18 protein-coding genes are annotated in these 17,007 nt (G+C 50.8%); all 18 read right to left on the reverse strand.

Features of this window, described 5'->3' with window-relative positions; all coding sequences use genetic code 11:
- Positions 1–3 precede the first annotated feature (3 nt).
- The 18 genes from IPH59_02045 to IPH59_02130 all read right to left on the reverse strand — a co-directional run bounded on the left by IPH59_02045 (position 4) and on the right by IPH59_02130 (position 16,984).
- Positions 4–456: a GNAT family N-acetyltransferase gene (locus IPH59_02045; protein MBK7090496.1), complete on the reverse strand. Its 453-nt coding sequence runs from the start codon at positions 454–456 to the stop codon at positions 4–6.
- A gap of 120 nt (positions 457–576) precedes the next feature.
- Complete coding sequence (locus IPH59_02050; GenBank protein MBK7090497.1) at positions 577–972, reverse strand: hypothetical protein; 396 nt, start codon at positions 970–972, stop codon at positions 577–579.
- A gap of 14 nt (positions 973–986) precedes the next feature.
- Positions 987–3,134 carry an alpha-amylase/alpha-mannosidase gene (locus IPH59_02055; protein MBK7090498.1) on the reverse strand — a complete coding sequence of 716 codons (2,148 nt, stop codon included), beginning with the start codon at positions 3,132–3,134 and terminating at the stop codon, positions 987–989.
- Between the two features lie 18 nt (positions 3,135–3,152).
- Positions 3,153–3,851 carry a tetratricopeptide repeat protein gene (locus IPH59_02060; protein MBK7090499.1) on the reverse strand — a complete coding sequence of 233 codons (699 nt, stop codon included), beginning with the start codon at positions 3,849–3,851 and terminating at the stop codon, positions 3,153–3,155.
- Between the two features lie 196 nt (positions 3,852–4,047).
- Positions 4,048–4,902, reverse strand: coding sequence for a hypothetical protein (locus IPH59_02065; GenBank protein MBK7090500.1), 855 nt, complete (start codon positions 4,900–4,902; stop codon positions 4,048–4,050).
- A gap of 74 nt (positions 4,903–4,976) precedes the next feature.
- The gene (locus IPH59_02070) at positions 4,977–5,594 is read right to left on the reverse strand and encodes a hypothetical protein (protein MBK7090501.1); all 618 of its coding nucleotides are present in this window, start codon (positions 5,592–5,594) and stop codon (positions 4,977–4,979) included.
- Between the two features lie 214 nt (positions 5,595–5,808).
- Positions 5,809–7,215: a sigma-54-dependent Fis family transcriptional regulator gene (locus tag IPH59_02075; GenBank protein ID MBK7090502.1), complete on the reverse strand. Its 1,407-nt coding sequence runs from the start codon at positions 7,213–7,215 to the stop codon at positions 5,809–5,811.
- 5 nt (positions 7,216–7,220) lie between these two features.
- Complete coding sequence (locus IPH59_02080; GenBank protein MBK7090503.1) at positions 7,221–7,550, reverse strand: ATP-binding protein; 330 nt, start codon at positions 7,548–7,550, stop codon at positions 7,221–7,223.
- Positions 7,448–8,464 (reverse strand): PAS domain-containing protein, encoded by a 1,017-nt coding sequence (locus IPH59_02085; GenBank protein ID MBK7090504.1) that lies wholly within the window; start codon positions 8,462–8,464, stop codon positions 7,448–7,450. Before IPH59_02085 ends, IPH59_02080 begins: the two co-directional genes overlap by 103 nt.
- 109 nt (positions 8,465–8,573) lie before the next feature.
- Entirely contained in the window at positions 8,574–9,656 is a 1,083-nt protein-coding gene (locus IPH59_02090; protein ID MBK7090505.1) for a chemotaxis response regulator protein-glutamate methylesterase, read from the reverse strand.
- 13 nt (positions 9,657–9,669) lie between these two features.
- A complete protein-coding gene (locus IPH59_02095) occupies positions 9,670–11,508 on the reverse strand; it encodes a chemotaxis protein CheA (protein MBK7090506.1) in 1,839 nt (612 codons plus the stop codon).
- 26 nt (positions 11,509–11,534) lie between these two features.
- Complete coding sequence (locus IPH59_02100; protein MBK7090507.1) at positions 11,535–12,170, reverse strand: protein phosphatase CheZ; 636 nt, start codon at positions 12,168–12,170, stop codon at positions 11,535–11,537.
- Position 12,171: 1 nt separating this feature from the next.
- The gene (locus tag IPH59_02105) at positions 12,172–12,516 is read right to left on the reverse strand and encodes a response regulator (GenBank protein ID MBK7090508.1); all 345 of its coding nucleotides are present in this window, start codon (positions 12,514–12,516) and stop codon (positions 12,172–12,174) included.
- An 80-nt stretch (positions 12,517–12,596) separates the two neighbouring features.
- Entirely contained in the window at positions 12,597–12,971 is a 375-nt protein-coding gene (locus tag IPH59_02110) for a response regulator (GenBank protein MBK7090509.1), read from the reverse strand.
- Between the two features lie 18 nt (positions 12,972–12,989).
- Complete coding sequence (locus IPH59_02115; protein MBK7090510.1) at positions 12,990–14,039, reverse strand: protein-glutamate O-methyltransferase CheR; 1,050 nt, start codon at positions 14,037–14,039, stop codon at positions 12,990–12,992.
- Positions 14,040–14,079: 40 nt separating this feature from the next.
- Positions 14,080–14,673, reverse strand: a complete 594-nt coding sequence (locus IPH59_02120; protein MBK7090511.1) for a response regulator — start codon at positions 14,671–14,673, stop codon at positions 14,080–14,082.
- 9 nt (positions 14,674–14,682) lie between these two features.
- Positions 14,683–15,078 (reverse strand): response regulator, encoded by a 396-nt coding sequence (locus IPH59_02125; protein MBK7090512.1) that lies wholly within the window; start codon positions 15,076–15,078, stop codon positions 14,683–14,685.
- 1 nt (position 15,079) lies between these two features.
- Entirely contained in the window at positions 15,080–16,984 is a 1,905-nt protein-coding gene (locus tag IPH59_02130; GenBank protein MBK7090513.1) for a HEAT repeat domain-containing protein, read from the reverse strand.
- Positions 16,985–17,007 lie beyond the last annotated feature (23 nt).

A 17,007-nucleotide genomic window follows, 5' to 3' on the forward strand; every position in this document is an offset into this window, starting at 1 on the left:
GAGTCACTTCTTTCGCATGAATACCATTGCTTTGACGCGATTGCGTCCAGTGACCGGCTTGGAAGGCTGAGCAATACCAAAACCGTTGGTTTCGACCGGATTGATCTTTCTTGCCAATTCGCGAGGTACTTGTTTGGAGGGAACGAAATTGAACTTTTCGAAGTACTTCGGCATATCAGTGGCAAGCCAGATCGTATCGGGACCGACTTCCAATAGCTTCTTGATGATCATCTTGCCCCAACCCTTACCGCGGAATTCTTCGGCAACCCCGACAACTTCGAGTTCGGTATAGCCTTCTTGCGAGCGCAAGGCGCCAAAGCCGAGAATTCGGTCATCATTCTTAAGGATCGTGAAAGAGTCCAATGGAAGATCGTTCGGGGTACTGATGTCGTATTTTTCAACCATCCGCATGACCTGCCGGAATTCCATTTCCGACGGTTTTTTAAAGATTAGCATCCTTTCCCTCCGCATACAACTAACCGAAAACGGGCGAATCGCCGCCATTTTTGGCTGGCAGATGGCCCGCCTTATCCGTAACAACTTACTATTATACGCAGAAAGTGGACTAATTACAAGCTAAATCTTGATCTTGTCGGCGGAGTCACCGACGAAGGGGATCGTAAACTCTTTTCCCTGAAGGGCATACAGGATTCCAAAAACAGCGGAGCCAATCGAAAGGATCAGCAAAATACCCCAAAAGAGGTTAGATATGATGTCGAACATGAAGAAGATAGCGAGGATTTCTATGAACAAGAGGAACAGACCCTGCTTTCCGTGCCTGAAAGCAAACTTATTGTGTCGCATTTTAATGAGTGGAATAAAGCAAAGGAAAGGAACGTAACCGAGGACGGCTGCTGCCTTCCCCTCTTCGATCATTTCTTCTTCGTTTGCATAGGTACGAGTGGCTTCATCGGACCCTGGGTGTCCAGCGTATCCGCTGTCAGCGACGTTATTGATATCCTGTTCATCCATAGCGAGCTCCTTGCTCAGACCTGCCAGAAGAATGAATCTCCGGGTTTCGGTAGTTCCATAGGTATATAATTGGACTCAGGCCATCTTTCAACTATTTTCTGCCCTTCCAGCAGTAATACTGCGAAGTGCAGGTGTTTATCATCGCCAAAGGTGAAGAAACTCCGAGGAATTGCAACTTCTACGACCTGATCCCAACTGGACACGATTTTGGTGGGCTCGCCCGGTCCGTCTAAGCCGGTCAAGACGGCTTCGGTTGGCGAAACACGCACAATAGCCTTGGTTGCTGAGTTGAGTTCGATGTGAACCTCACCGCTGCCAGCGCTTAAGCTGCGTTCTTTTTCAAAGTCTACTCGAAAGAACACGTGGTCATCGTCGTAGCCGAACATGATTTCGAGCGTGCGAGAGTCGACGCGATGCATTGCTCCGCCGAGTTTGCGACACTCGATTTTCCCAGCGCCAAACCACTCGAAAAAGCTGGTCTGCTTGCCGTCGATAACCGGGTTTAGGAAATCAGTCGGTTCGTGAACGCCGGACAAGCGCGGAACTTTGCGAATGGGTCGCATTAAAGCTAACGGAGGCTCGACTCCGATCAATTCCCAGACACGAGTCAGGTGCCGGCGGAACAACAGGTCGAAGGTGAGAAATTGATCGGTCTGGTGATCGTCGCCATACCACCAGCACCAGTCAGATCCTTCAGCGATGTAGATGGCTTCCCAAGCATGTTGAAGTGATTCTGCATCTGGCGGGGTACTCGAATCTTGACGTTCGACCAACTTGTCGCGAGTTTGCTTAACGAGATCCCATGCAGAGTTGTCTTCAGAGTGACCAATCCACACCGCGAAGTTGTGATTGATCCAGGATCCGGCAAACAGGCGCGGCAGTTTTTGGACAGGTTTATCAGGAGCGAACAAATCTCGCGGGAGAACAGTTGTGATGCCCTTCTCTTTCTCGAGTCTTGAATACAAGGCGCGCAGGAAGTCAGCGCCGTCATTGCGATAGTATTCCCATGCGTTTTCGCCATCGAGAATGACGCCAACAACCGGTTCTTGCCCGCTGGAAGCGTGGATTCTGTCGAGTTGGCGCACGCTGTTGATGAAATCATCAGCAGCACGGTCGGGTTCCCATCCAGAATAGACGAAGCCGATCTTATCGGAAAGCTTGTGATCCCTGAAAATCAGACCGATCGGTTTTTCTGGTCCACCGACACTGAAGGCGCGATGAAATCCATTCGTTGGGCTGATGCCGGGTTCGCCTGCTTGTTGGGCGAGGTTCATTGAAGCGTAGTAAATTTCTTCGTCGGTAGCAATCCACTTGATGCCGTGTTTCTGAAGGATCGGGAGTATGGCTTCGGAGACGGATCCTTCGGAGGGCCACATGCCGGGGGCGTCGTTGCCAAAGAGACTTTGGTACAGCTTTACAGCACGGCCGATTTGGACATCGGCATCCTCAGGATGCATAAATCGGCGCAAAGGCAATTCGGCGCCCGGTACGGCCATGCGAGCGATGTTTGTGTCAACCAACAGCGGTAGAATCGGATGATAGTACGGAGAAAATGATACTTCGATATTTGAGTTAGCGGCGCGCTTTTGATACGCGGGGATAATGCGCTTGAGGATAGATAACTGGTAATCGATGGTGCTGTTCTTTTCATCTTCTGTGAAATCTCGGCCCTTCTTCAATAGCTGAGAGACAAAGGGCTCGACGCGAAACATCGGGTCAATCCAGGACGCGTTGGACCAAAACTGCAGGTCGAGATAGTCTTGGTCTGAGAGGTTACTTAAGCGCATTCGTGGCGACGAGTCTCGGCATCGGGCATGAAGTTCCCGATAGCGAGGATACGGTTTGATCATGGTTTCGAAATGAGCCGAGAAGAACGTATCGGTGATTTCAAGCCGCTCATCTTCGGCTAGCTCAGAGACAGGTTTGCGCGACAAATACAGGTGTCGGTCCGACGCGCCGTTGTCGGTGTAATCGACTATCTGATCAAGAAGTGACGGGACTAAGTTGAATGTTTGGCGGATGTTGGGAAACTCGTCAAGAAGCAACAACATGTCGAGGTAATCTTTTGAGCCGTGGAGTCTCACCCACGGCATCAAGTATTCCCCGGACTTGAGGTCTTTGTAATATGGCTGGTGCATGTGCCAGATGAAAACGAGCTTCATCTGTCTGCCCCTGCCCTGCTACTTGTATTCGCCCTTATCGTAAGCTAATATGCCCCGCTCTATCAGGAGGATTTTGGCGTTACGGTACTTATCCGAAGTCGTTCCGCGCTTTTCGAGCAAGGCGAATGCTTCTTTGGCAGTGGCTGCGTCATTGGCTTTAACGGAATTGGTGACTGCCTGAAGAAGATCTTCCTCGTAAGTAGAAGCAAGGGTGTCGACCTTTGCAGAACTCAAGAATGCGATTCCGGCTTCCTGGAATTTGCCCTGGCCAGCCTGCGAAGCGGCGATGCCACGTTGAGCAGAGCGACGGAAGACATCATCGGGAGCGAATTTATCATGGAAGTTCTTGAATGCGAGTTCGGCGTTAGCGAAGTCGTTGGTCTGGAAATAGAGGCCGGCAAGCTTGAAGGCAGCCTGAGAGGCGGCTTCTGAGTTGCTGTACTTGTTCATTACTTCCTGGAAGTCGGCGACCGCTAATTGGGTTTGTCCAGTACGGGCAAACACTTCGGCACTTCCGAGCTTATCAAAAGCGGCCTTTTCCCCGCTGCTTGATTGCCAGGCCATAAAGACGACCACTACAATCACGGCGATAACAATACCGCCGCCGATCAAGAGTTTTGAGAGATTTCCTTCGGCCCATTCCTGAAACTTAAAGACGCCGGTCACGAAATGGTCTTCTCTCATCTCGTGCTTGGTCATTTTCTTATTCGTGGTCATCTAAAAACAGACTCCTGCTTCTTTACTCGAGTATTATCGGCTAAACTTACAAGACCAATAACTTATTCAATTTACGAATTTTATCAACACTTTTTTGTGCGAATTAGCAAAAGGTCTTTGTCTGCGGTTGGTCTAAAAAAGAAGGGACAAGACGCGAAGTCTTGTCCCTCTAACTTATTGCGTTAGTTGACCGGTTTTAGAAGAATCCGGTGAAGGTCATCATAAATGACGGTGTCTCTTTGGTACGAGCATTGTTGTAATCAGTCAATTCGAAATTGAACGCCGAAATGCCGGACTCGGACTGTTCTTGCTTGGTCATTTCAACTGCAAAATCAAGCCAAACCTGTTCCCAATGAATTCCCGATCCGAAAGTGAAGCTGGTCTGCGACAACTTGTCACCCAACTCAAAATCAGCATTCGCCTGTCCGTAGGGATTTCGGTAAACATTTGTTACATCGCGAAATGGAAGCTGAGTGAATCTGACTCCGCCGCGAAGCGGGATTGTGCCGAGCTTTGTTGCAAGCATGTATTCGGCGCCAAAGCGAATCTGCATGCTCGACTCATAACCCAATTCGAACTCGTTGTAGATTTCAACTAGATCGCCTGATGCGTCGTAGTAGGAAGACTCGGTTGAATCCTTATAGTAGATTGAGGACGGCAGCGTGAAGACATTGCGGTCATCTTCTGATGTGGCCGGTTCTTCTGCGCGGACAAAATATTTGTTTCCGCTGGTTGATCTCAGTTCGATGTCTCCGGAAACTAAGAATTTCGGAGTAACTTGTATCGAAGCACCGAGTCCGATTGTCAGCGGGATCTCTATTTTGGTCTTGCCAAGATAAAGCGTGGGTCGTCCGCCCAATGGTGTGCCAGGGCCAGCGATACTGGTCGATTTGACATAGTTGGTATCGGCACGCTTAATGTCGTGTACTGTAGAAAGTTCGAATGGGGATTGGACGGTGACGCCAGCACGAAATTTCTCCGTACGATACATGAAAGATCCAGTCAGATTTGCTGCGGAGGTCGAGAGCTCATCGCGGACGAAGCTATGCATACGCGCTTCCACAGTATCCATGATTTCGGATCCGAACATTAGCGGCAGCGTATCAGTGAGAGCCGCAATATTCGTTAGTAGCCACCGCCTGTGTAGATATTAATCGCACCACCGAACGAAAGATGTCCATAAATGTCAGTGCCAAATCCAAGTGCAAATCTGTGCAGATTATTCAGTGACCGATTCTGGGCTGACCAATCATCTTCACCAAAAGCAGTGCCAGCTGAAGTGACCATTCCATAAATGACTCCCTGGCGATTGAAAGTCTCATCGTTGTTGTCAATGACGCGCTGATAGTTGATTGCGGCAACAAATGGATGCCCCTTGACTCTAACCGGCGCGATAAAGGAACCGGAAGCCAGATTCAAAAGGTCTTTGGTAAAATCGCCGTTAAAATTATGAATGGGAGTCTGCGCATAACTGAATTCATTCGTGGTCTTGAGGCGAACGATTGATCCGCCAAGTGAAGCTTGTGTTTTAGAGACTTGAATCAACCCGGCAGGATTCCATGTGAGCGCCGATGCGTCATCGGCGATACCAACAAAAGCGCCTCCCATAGAACGAGCCCGAGCGCCTGTACCCAGGAACTCAAGGTTATACATGGTGAACCCGTATAGGTGGAAATCCTGACTAAAAGCTGTCCCGGCCGCCAGGAGGAATATGAGAAAGACTTTAGCTGCTAAACTACGCATAACCTCAGACACTCCTTATGTACTTCCCTCTCCAAATTAAAGCGAGCAATATATCGGAGCCGATACCCGCTGTCAATTCTTTTTTGGCAGACTCCGATTCTATGAATGAAGACGTTGTAGGCAAATATTCTGTTCAATAGCAATGAGTACCGAAGACAATCATCGGCTGAGTTGACTATCTTACAACTCGAGGTTTTTCTCAGGTGGAATTGCTTCACGAGTGGTCAGCATCGAGATCAATTCCCGCTGCAACCTCGTTGCCACCCATCATTCCGTACTCGTGAAGTTTGTTGCGAAGAGTTCGCGGGTTGATTCCCAACGCTTCGGCAGCGCGCGTGCGATTGCCGTCAAATGATTCGAGCGCTTTGAGAATCATGATCTTTTCCATTTCAGCAATCGGCATAACTGTGTCGGCTGCTGAATGAACGTGGCGCGCGAGTTCTCCCAATGCAATGTGACTGGGCAAATCGGTATCCATAATGCGATCAGTTTTGCAGAGCACGACGGCGCGTTCGATGTAGTTCTCGAGCTCGCGAATGTTGCCGGGCCAATGGTAATTCAGCAGAAGTTTCATCGCCTTTTCGCTAACACCCTTCACATCGCGCAAGTTTTCGAGGTTGAATTTGTGAATGAAGTGGTCAACCAGCATCGGGATGTCATTGGAGCGTTTGCGCAACGGCGGCAGTTGAAGCGGGATGACATTAAGTCGGTAGAACAAATCTTGACGGAACTTGCCGGCGGCAATCTCTTCTTCGAGGTTTCGATTGGTAGTTGCAACGATGCGCACGTCAACTTTGATGCTAACGCCCGAGCCGACGCGTTCGAATTCGCGTTCCTGCAAGACGCGCAGGAGTTTTGCTTGTACGCTGGTCGGGATTTCGCTGACTTCATCGAGCAGCAAGGTTCCACCATCAGCAAGTTCGAAGCGGCCGGGCGACTGTTTGATGGCGTTGGTAAAGGCGCCCTTCTCGTGACCGAACAATTCAGATTCGATCAGACCTTCTGGGAGCGCGGCGCAATTGAGTTTGATGAAAGCACCATCTCGACGAGGCGAGTTGTAATGAATGGCGCGAGCGATCAGCTCCTTACCGGTACCCGATTCGCCTCGGATCAGAATGGTAGAGCGCGATTTTGCAGCCGAGGTCAGGTCTTCAAGCAAGGTCAATAGCGATTTGTCAGCGCCGACAATGGTGCCCAGATTGTAACGACTGCGGATTTCGTTGCGAAGCACCCTATTCTCGAACACCAATTGGCGATGCTCGAGGGCTTTGTTGAGCGACAGTGCGAGTTCATCCGGCAGCACGGGCTTGAGGATGTAGTCAAATGCGCCGAGTTTCATCGCTTCGACAGCGTCCTTGACGGTACCGTGGGCGGTGATCATCATCACTACAGTTTCGGGAGACTCGGCCTTGATAGCTTTTAGTAGTTCAATACCGCTCATGTTCGGCATTTTGACATCGGAGAGAATTACGTCGAATTCGACAGTCTTTACCAGTTCGAGTGCGGTGGCTGCGGAAGATGCGGTTTGAACATCGTGTCCAAGCTTGGTTAAGACGGCTTGGAAAAACTCGATTACGAGAGCTTCGTCATCGACAACAAGAATGGATCGCTTTGAACTCATAGTGATCACCTCAATGGCAGCTCGATAGAAAATGTCGAGCCTTTTTGTGGGTTGTTGGTGACGAGGATGTTGCCTCGATGGGCGTCGATAACTTTGCGAACGAGAGCCAATCCAAGCCCGGTGCCGCCATCTCGAGTCGTAAAGAATGGTACGAAGATCTTCTCCCTCATCGATTCCGGAATACCGCCGCCTTCATCACAAACGTCAATTATTAATCGCGAGTCTCTCTTATTCAAGGCGAGAGTGATGCAGCCGCCATTGGGCATCGATTCGTCGGCATTTTTGAGCAGATTGACGATTGCGCCACCGAGGTTTTCGCGGTCGACTCGGCAGATGCAAGCTTCGTCGGAAGCGAAAGATCAATTGTTGATCGTGAAGCTCGCGCACTAAGTGATACACGGAAGAAGTCGACAGTCTCGGATAGTAATGCGCAGAGATCAATTGACTGAGGTTCATGGCGTATTTCACGCGCATACTCAAGCAATGATGTGACGGAGCGATTCAATTTTTCGACGCCGGTAGTAATCTTGTCGACGTAGCTGATATTGGGATGGTCGTCACCAAGTTCGCGCCGGAGCAATGCGGCGAAGCCGGCAATTCCGGAGAGCGGATTGCGGACTTCGTGAGCTACAACAGCGGCAACTTCACCAAGCGCGGCGAGTCCTTTGACACGCGCGATTTCTTCTTCCATCCGTTTGAAATCCGACAGGTCAACAAAGACCTCGAGTGCGCCAACGATGGCATCGTCGGCGTCTTTGATGCAGGAGGACGAAACGGAGATTGGAATGAATTCGTCAGCAGATACTTGAACTTGCTTTTCAATCAGCCGGTATGGCGATTTGCCACTCAGCAGGTCAGTTAGTGAGCGCGTCTTTGAAAGCGAACCGCCAAAGATAGCCGAGTAGTCGGCGCCGATAAGTTTGTTTGGCCGAACGCGAAGGATGTCGCAACCTGCTTTATTGATAGCGTTGATTTTGCCATTGAGATCGATTGTTATAACACCTGAGGTCAGCGACTCCAAGATATTCTGGAGGAAGTTCCTCGTTTCGATGTTCTGAGCGAGACTTGAGACCAACTTTTCGTTGGTTGCAGTCAATTCGTCAGATAGTCTTTGATACCGGGTCTGTAGATTCGCGTAAGAATCATTGAGCTGTTTGATTGTGTTGTTGAAGCTGGCAAAGGTTTGGTTAAAGATCGCCAGCTGGTCTTCGCCGATGGGCGTGTCGGTACGTCCGGAATGTTCCTGCATAAGTCTAAAGATACCACAATTAGCCGGAATTTATCAATAAAAACATTCCAGCAAAGGGCGGCAGTTTGTCAAATGATAGTAGTCGGGCAAATGCCCTTGTCGGTAACGCTTAGAAGTAAGCCATGATCTCCGATGGAATCATTTCGACGGATGAGACGGTATCTGCGATACCAGCCTCGATGACCGCCCGCGGCATTCCGTAAACGACGCAGGATTCTTCGTTTTGAGCGATGATGTCGGCGCCCTTGGACTTCATGACGCGCATTCCGTCGAGACCATCGTGCCCCATACCGGTCATAATCACGCCGAGGGAGGATTGGCCCGCGAATTCGGCAACGGATGCCATGAGAACATCGACAGACGGCTTGTGAAGGAGGTCGTTTGGTTTATCGGATAGCATGCAAACGCCGTAAGTCGTGACTTTGCGTATGGTTAGGTGGCGACCACCGGGAGCGATGTAAGCGATTCCGGGCTCAATTCGCTCTCCATCTTCGGCCTCTTTGACGCGGATGTTTGACAATCCATCGAGGCGTTCTGCAAGCGACTTGGTGAACATTGGCGGCATATGTTGGACGACAACGATACCAACCGGGAAATTCTTTGGTAGCACGGTCAGAACGGTCTGAAGTGCAGGCGGCCCTCCGGTCGAAGTGCCAATTGAGACGAGCCTGACGATTTTCGATTTCTTCGGCTTAGAAACGAGTGAATTTGAGGCCGCTACCGTCGAACGTGCAGCAGAACTACCACGGCGTCCCTTGCGAAGCGCGTACTGTGCCATAAGCGTGCGCCGACGACCGTAGATAGACCGGATCTTGGCAACGAGGTCGGCCTTGATCTTAACGATATCAAGGGATACAAACGAATGCTGCTTGGGGATAAAATCGACTGCGCCCAGATCAAGTGCATCGAGAGTGATCTTGGCGCCTTCGGAGGTTAACGACGAGACCATGATGACCGGTGTCGGCTGTTTTTCCATGATCGCCCGAAGCGAAGCCAGCCCATCCATTTTGGGCATTTCGATGTCCATGGTAACAAGGTCGGGTTTGAATTCCAGAACCTTATCGAGTCCCTCTTGACCGTTAACCGCAGTTGCTACGATTTCAATATTGGGATCGTCGGCGACCATCATCTGGATAGCTTTCCGCATGAACGCCGAATCGTCGACGATTAGTAGCTTGATCTTATCTGCCATGTCTGTCCCGATGTTAGTTGGTCATTGAAAAGATGCCGACCGGATCAACGATTAGTCGGACTCGTCCATCGCCGAGAATTGTCGCCCCTGCGATTCCAGGGGTCGTGCCAAGGAATTCGCCCAGCGATTTGATAACTACTTCTTCTTGTCCGATCAAGCGATCAACAACGATACCAAGTCTTCGTTCACCCTGCGAGAGCACGACGACGTAACTCTGCTCGAGATCCTTCAGTTTTTCGTGTTGATTGATCGGGAAGAACATGCGACTGAGGTCGATGATCGGCAGAACGGTATCGCGCAGACGTATAACTTCGCGATTGTTAATTGAGTATATGTCGCTCATAGACACCTTGACAGTTTCAAGAACCGACGACAACGGCAATATGTACAGGTCAGCGCCGGTTTCGACGAGCAGTCCCTGCACGATTGCAAGGGTCAGCGGCAATTTAATTATAAAGGAAGTTCCCTTCCCCAATTCTGATTCGATGTTGACGATGCCTTTGAGTTTCTCAATGTTGGTGCGAACGACATCCATTCCGACGCCGCGACCGGAAACGTCGGTGACTCGCTTGGCGAGCGAGAAACCGGGATTAAAGATGAAGTTGAATACTTCGCGATCGGACATTCGAGAGACTTCTTCCTGGGTGCTGAGTCCGCGCTCGACGGCTTTTGCGCGCAGTTTCTGTGCGTCAAGGCCAGCGCCGTCATCAACTACTTTGATAACGATGTTCGATCCTTCCTGACTGGCGATCAAATCCACACGACCGCAGCGTGGCTTGCCGGCTGCTTCGCGTTCAGCCGGCGGTTCGATGCCGTGATCGACGGCGTTGCGAATCAGGTGAACGAGCGGGTCGCCGATTTCTTCGATAACCGACTTATCTAATTCTGTCTCTTCTCCGGAGATGAATAGTTCAATGTCTTTTTCGAGCGAACGCGACAAGTCGCGCACGACGCGCGGGAATTTGTTGAATACTTTGCCGACGGGGAGCATTCGCATCTTCATGACGGCCATTTGGAGTTCGGACGTTACGAAGTTCATTTGGGACGTAACGTGATTGAGCTCGTCGATGAGCGGCTCGCCTTCGAAGTTTCCGTTGATTCTTCCAGCCAGTTGGACAAGCGCATTTCGACCGAGAACGAGTTCACCCATGATGTTCATGAGGCTGTCGAGGCGTTCAACATCGACGCGAATTGTCGAATCCACCGGACGGCGCTGATCCTGCATTTGCTTGAGTTGGTTTGGATCGGGGCGCACGGCGAGTGATTCGACGGAGGGGTCGTCGGAAAGGTCAACAGAGGAAGCTGGTGTTTCCATCTCAACTTCTTGAACCGCAGTATTGATTGATTCAACCACGGGTTGTTCCGCTACGATTGCAGCGGCGGTCTTCTTTCCATTGGTTTTTTTGGCAGCAGGTGCTTTACCGTTCTTCTTCTTTTCGACCGGCGCTGCTGCAGTTGAGAAAGTGCCGTTATCCACTGCGACCAGTTTAGACTTGATTGGGGCAAGGTCAATTAGTGCGTCGCCCTTGGATTTGGTTTCTTCGAGCAAACCTTTAAGCGTATCTATTGATTCGAGAAGCACGTCCATGATATCGGCGTTGATAATAATCTCGCCTTTTCGCAATTTGTTAAGGACGTCTTCCATCTTGTGCGTGAATTCGGACAATCGGTCAAAACCAAGGAATCCAGAGGTTCCCTTGATGGTGTGGGCACCACGGAAGATCTCGTTTAGCAGATTCAGATCATCGCTTCGCTTTTCGAGCTTGACCATATCGGCATCAAGCTTGGCGATAATCTCTTCTGCCTCGATCATGAACTCATCAATGATTTCCTTCATGTCGTCAAGGGCGATTCCCTGGTCAGTCATAATTCCTCTGCTCAGTCTTTCTTCAATTGGCGGGATAGGTTATCGACCAATTCATCAACGGAGAATTGCTTGTCTTTGTCATTCTCTGTTGAGAAGTGTGCATTCGGATCGTACGCCCGTTCGCGGCGTTTTTCGCCGGTTGGTTCGGGCTGTTCTCCGCCTGCCAGTTCGGTCAAGACGCTTTGTAGGCGATTCTGCACTTGTTCCAGCAAGGTGATTGCGTGATCAATTTGCTGCGAAGTGATGTCCTGAAATTGCAGAGCATCCATAATATCATAGGCGGCAGTGAGGTTGAGGCCGGCACATTCGCGGATGCGTTCGATAAGAGCTTTTGCTTTCGAGTTATTGCGGAAATAGGTTGCCGGCAGTGAACGTCGCAAATCTTTCAACAGCGATTCGATTTCAGTCTCGCGAGCGGTGATATGTTCGACTACGTCAAGGACGCGGTGGGTGGCGTCTTCCGTTTGGCGCGTGATTTTTTCCAGTTGTTCCGTGGCTTGCGGAACTTTCTGCTGCGATTCAATAATCGGCTCTTGTGCCACGCGAATGCCGCGCACGATGTCCGTGAGCGTCGACGCAAGTTCGCGCAACTCATCGTGCATCGATTTGGCAGATTGCGGTTTTACTGTCATTGATTTGGCGTCCATGTCAACTCCTCCCCGCTGCTTTGAGCACTTGTTGGATTTTCTCGCCAAGAGTTTCAGGCGTGAACGGCTTGACGATGTAGTTGTTGACTCCTGCTTTCATCGCTTCGATGATGTCGTCCTTGACTGATCGAGTAGTGACCATCAATATGGGCATATCGTGCAGTTCGGCGGTGCTGCGAATTTGGGTGACGAGAGTGAGCCCGTCCATTTCCGGCATATTCCAGTCGGTAATCACGAGTCCGTAGTTGTCGACTTTCATTTTCGCCAGAGCATCCTTGCCATCGGTGGCTTCGCTGATATCGTTGAAGCCCGCGCGCTTGAGCGTATTGACAATGATCCGACGCATAGTCGGCGAGTCATCAACCGCGAGAATTTTTAGGTCAGGCACTTTGTCCTCCTTCACCTATAACAACAAATTGAATTATCTTACTTCTTCAGCAATCGAGTTACTTCCTCGATTAGCACAGATGACTTGAACGGCTTGACGAGATATGAGTTCGCACCGACCTTTTGCCCCTTAGCCTTGTCCTCTTCCTCTTCTTCAGATGAAAGGATGATAATTGGCGTTTTCGCAAACTTGGCAGTTTTGCGAAGGGTGGCGATAAGTTCGTAGCCATCGATGTTCGGCATGTTGAGATCGGTAATAACGAGATCTACAACGCCGTCAATGTGCGATACTTTCTCGAGAGCATCCATGCCGTCTGAGGCGCCAACAACTTCGTATCCGTTCGATTTGAGACTGAACGATACGAATTTCACCAGTGTCGGCGAGTCATCTACAACAAGCACTTTTTGACTCATGAGAGCGCAATCCTTCTGTTAAGAGTTCCGTTTTCGGGAACCAGCCAACAGGTCCTGAATTTTCTTAAGCTTTTCCATGGTGGCGGCGTGAGTGTCAGCCGAACGTTGTGCCGACGCTGAAACAACCTGAGCCGGCGCTGCTACCGCAGCGGCGACCGGAATTCGAGTTTCCGCAACCGGCATTGGCGCCGGATCGTTGTCGGACATCGCGGCGCCGATTTCCTTGTGATAGACAAGACCGTTCTTGAAGTATTCCAGCTTGAACGCCTTGCTAATTCCGTGCAGTGATTCGGCGTGGCCGATGAACATATAGCCGCCCGGCAGAAGCGAGTTATAGAAGCCGCGCACTATCTGCCGTTTGATTTCATCTGAGAAATAGATCATGACATTGCGGCAAAAGACGAAATCGACTTCGCTCATAAGTGCCATGCGCCGGCGGTCGGCAAGATTCAGGTGGCTGAAGTTGACCTGCCGCTTGACGTTTTCGATTACTGCGTACTTCTGCTCTTCACGCCGGAAGTATTTCTTGACGATTTCCGGAGGAGTCGTCCGCAGTGCCATTTCGCTGTACTGCGCTTTTCGGGCTGCCTGGAGGACGTTTTCAGAGATGTCATTCGCAACGATTTCGACGTTCCATCCGTGGTTGTCACCGAGAACATCCATGATGATCATGCTGATGGTATAGGGCTCTTCGCCGGTTGAACAGCCGGCTGACCAGATGCGCAGTCGCTTCTTGCCGGCACGGCGCTTTGATTCCAGAATCTGAGGGAGTACTTCGTCCTGAAAACAGAGCAACTGGGGCGGGTTCCGGTAGAACGAGGTTTCATTGGTTGTAACCAGGTTCATCAGCATGTTAAATTCTTTCAGGCTTGTGTCATACTTAACCTGATAGAAATAATCGCGGAATGACTTTAGGCCCAGAGTCGACATTCGCTTGAAGAGGCGGTTTTCAAGCAGATACTTTTTGTTCTCTGCAAAAAATATGCCGCACTTCTCGTGAATGAAATCACGAATGATCGTGAAGTCTTCTAGACTAAGTTCTGAGGAAATCTCGTCCTTATCCAGCATTTTCTACCAATTCCCCTTGGATGCACTTTCAGAAAAATACTCAGCCGTTGGTAACAACAAACGGCGATTGCTTTGCATTCGAATTGCGTTTCTGTCTTCCTGATTCACCAGACTGATTCTCCATACTGCGATTGACAAACTCAAGCGGGCTCGAAGCGATCGCTATTTCCTCTTCGCGCTGCATCACGATTCGGCGTGATGGTCTGCGAGAGGATTTAGCTTCAAGTTCGGAGACACGTTCGCGAAGGCTGCGAATTTCTGACTTGCGCGAGGTCTCGGTGCATGCGCGAGCAATAGTGCCTTCAATTTCACGAAGGCGAAACGGCTTGACGATGCAGTCAAGAACGCCCAAACGCATTGCCGCGATAAGGTCATCGGTGGTTGGATAGCCGGTCATTAATACAATTGAGAGATCAGGCGCCATCTCCCGCAATGCGGTGATAAGGTCGATGCCTCGGCAATCGTTCAATCTGAGATCGACTATTGCGGCATCGAATTCGCCGGTTTCGAGAGTGCCTGGAAGTTCGTTGCGCGACCCGATTGCGGCTACTGAATAGCCGAGATTGGCGCACATTTCCTGGAGCAGTTCGCGGACAAATAATTCATCATCAACAATGAGAAGTCGTTTGTTCATAGTACAGGCTCAGACAGTTAAATTTTTGTCCTGATTGTGTTCGTCTGATGCGGCCTTTACGGTTGCGAAGAGACGGTTTATGTTGAATGGTTTAATGACATAATCATACACGCGTTTGCGGAGTGCCTCAATAGCCGATTCGACGGAAGGATAGCCGGTCATTACTATGACAGGCAGATCCGGGTGCTGCTCGCGAATGCGGTCGACAAAACTGAGTCCGTCTTCGCCTTCGAGCTTGATGTCAGTGAGAACGACATCGAAATCCTTGTGCTTCTCGACCAACTGCATCGCTTCTGCGGCGTCATTGGCAGTCTGGATCTGGAAATCTTTTGACGCGAAGAAATCGTAGAGCAGGTCGCGGATCAACAGTTCATCGTCGACGATGAGGATTTTGGGCTGGTTCATTTTAGAGAGACTCCAATCGGTCTATTGCGCCGACGACCGCGCCGACCACGTCAGGGTTCTTATCGTTGATCGTTTCCTTGAGGAAGGGCAGAGCTCGCTTGTCATGGAGCCGGGAGAGAGACTTAGCAGCGGCAACGCGCAAGATGTCACTCTCGCTAGTGAGAAACGGTATGAGCTCTTCCAAAGCAGCACGGTTTCCGAGCGACCCGAGGCCGTTGATGGCGTGGAAGCGCACCCAAAGGTCTTCGTCTTCCAGCATACAGGTAATGTCTTTCCATGAATCAGCGCCGCCCAAAGCGATAATAGCATCGATGGTTGACTTGCGGACCTGAGGTTCTTCATCGGTGAGCAGTACTTTTATATGTTGCAGAGCCGATGCGTCAGCAGATCGCCCAAGAGATTCGACGGCTGATTTGCGGACTTCCCATTCTGGATGACGGAGCGCTTCAATAAGCGGTTCGATAACGGCAGACTCGCCTATCCAACCCAAGGCTTGGGCAGCCAATATTTGTCGACGCGGGTCGGCATGGCCGAGATCGCGACGGAATCGCTGGATGGCTTCTTCCCCGCCGCTCAGAACGAGCGCACCAAGTGCAGCTTGACGGACATCGGGAAATGGATCATCAAGCGCGATGAACAGTGAATCAATAGCTTTATCTGCGCCTATCCAGCCGATTGCCTTAAGTGCTGCCGAGCGAACATGACCGACTGGGTCCGCCGCCAATTGAATGAGATAATCGGTAACAGCCTGGTCGCCGATTTTGCCGAGTACGTAAGCTACTTTTTCTCTGACTGTTTCGTCCTGATGGCTGACAAGTGAGACTATATCCTGCACGAAGCGCGAGTTGCCGGTCGAACCGATTGTGTCCAGCAAATTGCAGGCGAGTCTTGCCGGAGCGCCAACTAAGGCATCGGCGATATGCTCCGAAGCAGAGGTCGCCAGCTTGCTGAGTGCTTCGCGCGCGGCGGCCATCACTTCGTCTTCCGGATCGTTAAGCGCTTCGAGGAGGACGGAGACGGTAGCAGGACCTTCCCATTGTCTCAGTTCGGCAATGGCGAAGAGTTTGATTTTCTTGTCACCGGAGCGGATGGCTTTTGTTAAGCATGATTGGACGAGCGCCACTGGGAGGTTATCAAGCACGGCGTGATCGACAGAGCGCGCGATGCGGATCAGTGACCCGATAGCGGCTTCCTGGAGGGCTTCGTCACCACGGATCAGAAGTTCACGTAAGTGCGGTTCGACTCGGCGAGAGCGCACGTTGCCCATCGCTTCAACTGCCGTGAATACAACAATTGGATCGTCGGAGTGAAGAGCTTCGACGAAAAGCGGCAATGCGCGGATGTCGCCGATTCGCCCAAGCGACTCGAGGACTTGCGGACGCGCATATGGTTTCTTTTCGAAGGTTTCCATGAGCTTGTCGATAGCATCAGGTGACGCCAGCGGACCAAGCGCTTCGGCGGCGGAACAAACGACATTCTCATTGGAATCATCAAGTGCGATAAGAATGGAATGAAGTGCCCGGACGTCGCCGATAGAACCCAAAATGTCTACTGCAAATTTACGAACGTCGTGATCAGAATCGTGAGTAGCGTCGCACAGTGCATCTACCGAAAGCGGTCCCAGCTTGATTAGAACTTCCGATGCGAGATTGCGCTGAGTGATATCGGTGCTGGAAAGGTATTGGCAAAGGTATGCGGGGGCGTCCGGTGAACGCCTGAGCACCAGAGTTTCGGCTGCCAGTTCACGGACGCCTTTGTCCGTGTCTTCGATCGCCGTTACCAATGCCGCGACGGCGCTGGGATCGTCGCAATAGCGCAAGTTTTCAACTGCTTCCGCCCGTTCGGCGGGGTCAGAGCTTGTAAGGCTCACCAAGATTTGTTCGAGATTGCCGCTTTCCAGTGCCATTCTGTTTCCCCTTATATCCCCGG

The organism is bacterium, from assembly GCA_016708315.1.
Lineage (GTDB): Bacteria > Zixibacteria > MSB-5A5 > CAIYYT01 > CAIYYT01 > JADJGC01.

Excerpts from the sequence above, each read along its gene's own strand:
- IPH59_02130 (MBK7090513.1), bottom strand. The coding sequence starts at position 16,984 with ATGGCACTGGAAAGCGGCAATCTCGAACAAATCTTGGTGAGCCTTACA.
- IPH59_02090 (MBK7090505.1), bottom strand. The coding sequence starts at position 9,656 with ATGGCAGATAAGATCAAGCTACTAATCGTCGACGATTCGGCGTTCATG.
- IPH59_02070 (MBK7090501.1), bottom strand. The coding sequence starts at position 5,594 with ATGCGTAGTTTAGCAGCTAAAGTCTTTCTCATATTCCTCCTGGCGGCC.
- IPH59_02120 (MBK7090511.1), bottom strand. The coding sequence starts at position 14,673 with ATGAACAAACGACTTCTCATTGTTGATGATGAATTATTTGTCCGCGAA.
- IPH59_02105 (MBK7090508.1), bottom strand. The coding sequence starts at position 12,516 with ATGCGTCGGATCATTGTCAATACGCTCAAGCGCGCGGGCTTCAACGAT.
- IPH59_02060 (MBK7090499.1), bottom strand. The coding sequence starts at position 3,851 with ATGACCACGAATAAGAAAATGACCAAGCACGAGATGAGAGAAGACCAT.
- IPH59_02050 (MBK7090497.1), bottom strand. The coding sequence starts at position 972 with ATGGATGAACAGGATATCAATAACGTCGCTGACAGCGGATACGCTGGA.
- IPH59_02100 (MBK7090507.1), bottom strand. The coding sequence starts at position 12,170 with ATGGACGCCAAATCAATGACAGTAAAACCGCAATCTGCCAAATCGATG.
- IPH59_02125 (MBK7090512.1), bottom strand. The coding sequence starts at position 15,078 with ATGAACCAGCCCAAAATCCTCATCGTCGACGATGAACTGTTGATCCGC.
- IPH59_02045 (MBK7090496.1), bottom strand. The coding sequence starts at position 456 with ATGCTAATCTTTAAAAAACCGTCGGAAATGGAATTCCGGCAGGTCATG.
- IPH59_02065 (MBK7090500.1), bottom strand. The coding sequence starts at position 4,902 with ATGCATAGCTTCGTCCGCGATGAGCTCTCGACCTCCGCAGCAAATCTG.
- IPH59_02055 (MBK7090498.1), bottom strand. The coding sequence starts at position 3,134 with ATGAAGCTCGTTTTCATCTGGCACATGCACCAGCCATATTACAAAGAC.
- IPH59_02085 (MBK7090504.1), bottom strand. The coding sequence starts at position 8,464 with ATGCAGGAACATTCCGGACGTACCGACACGCCCATCGGCGAAGACCAG.
- IPH59_02075 (MBK7090502.1), bottom strand. The coding sequence starts at position 7,215 with ATGAGTTCAAAGCGATCCATTCTTGTTGTCGATGACGAAGCTCTCGTA.
- IPH59_02115 (MBK7090510.1), bottom strand. The coding sequence starts at position 14,039 with ATGCTGGATAAGGACGAGATTTCCTCAGAACTTAGTCTAGAAGACTTC.
- IPH59_02110 (MBK7090509.1), bottom strand. The coding sequence starts at position 12,971 with ATGAGTCAAAAAGTGCTTGTTGTAGATGACTCGCCGACACTGGTGAAA.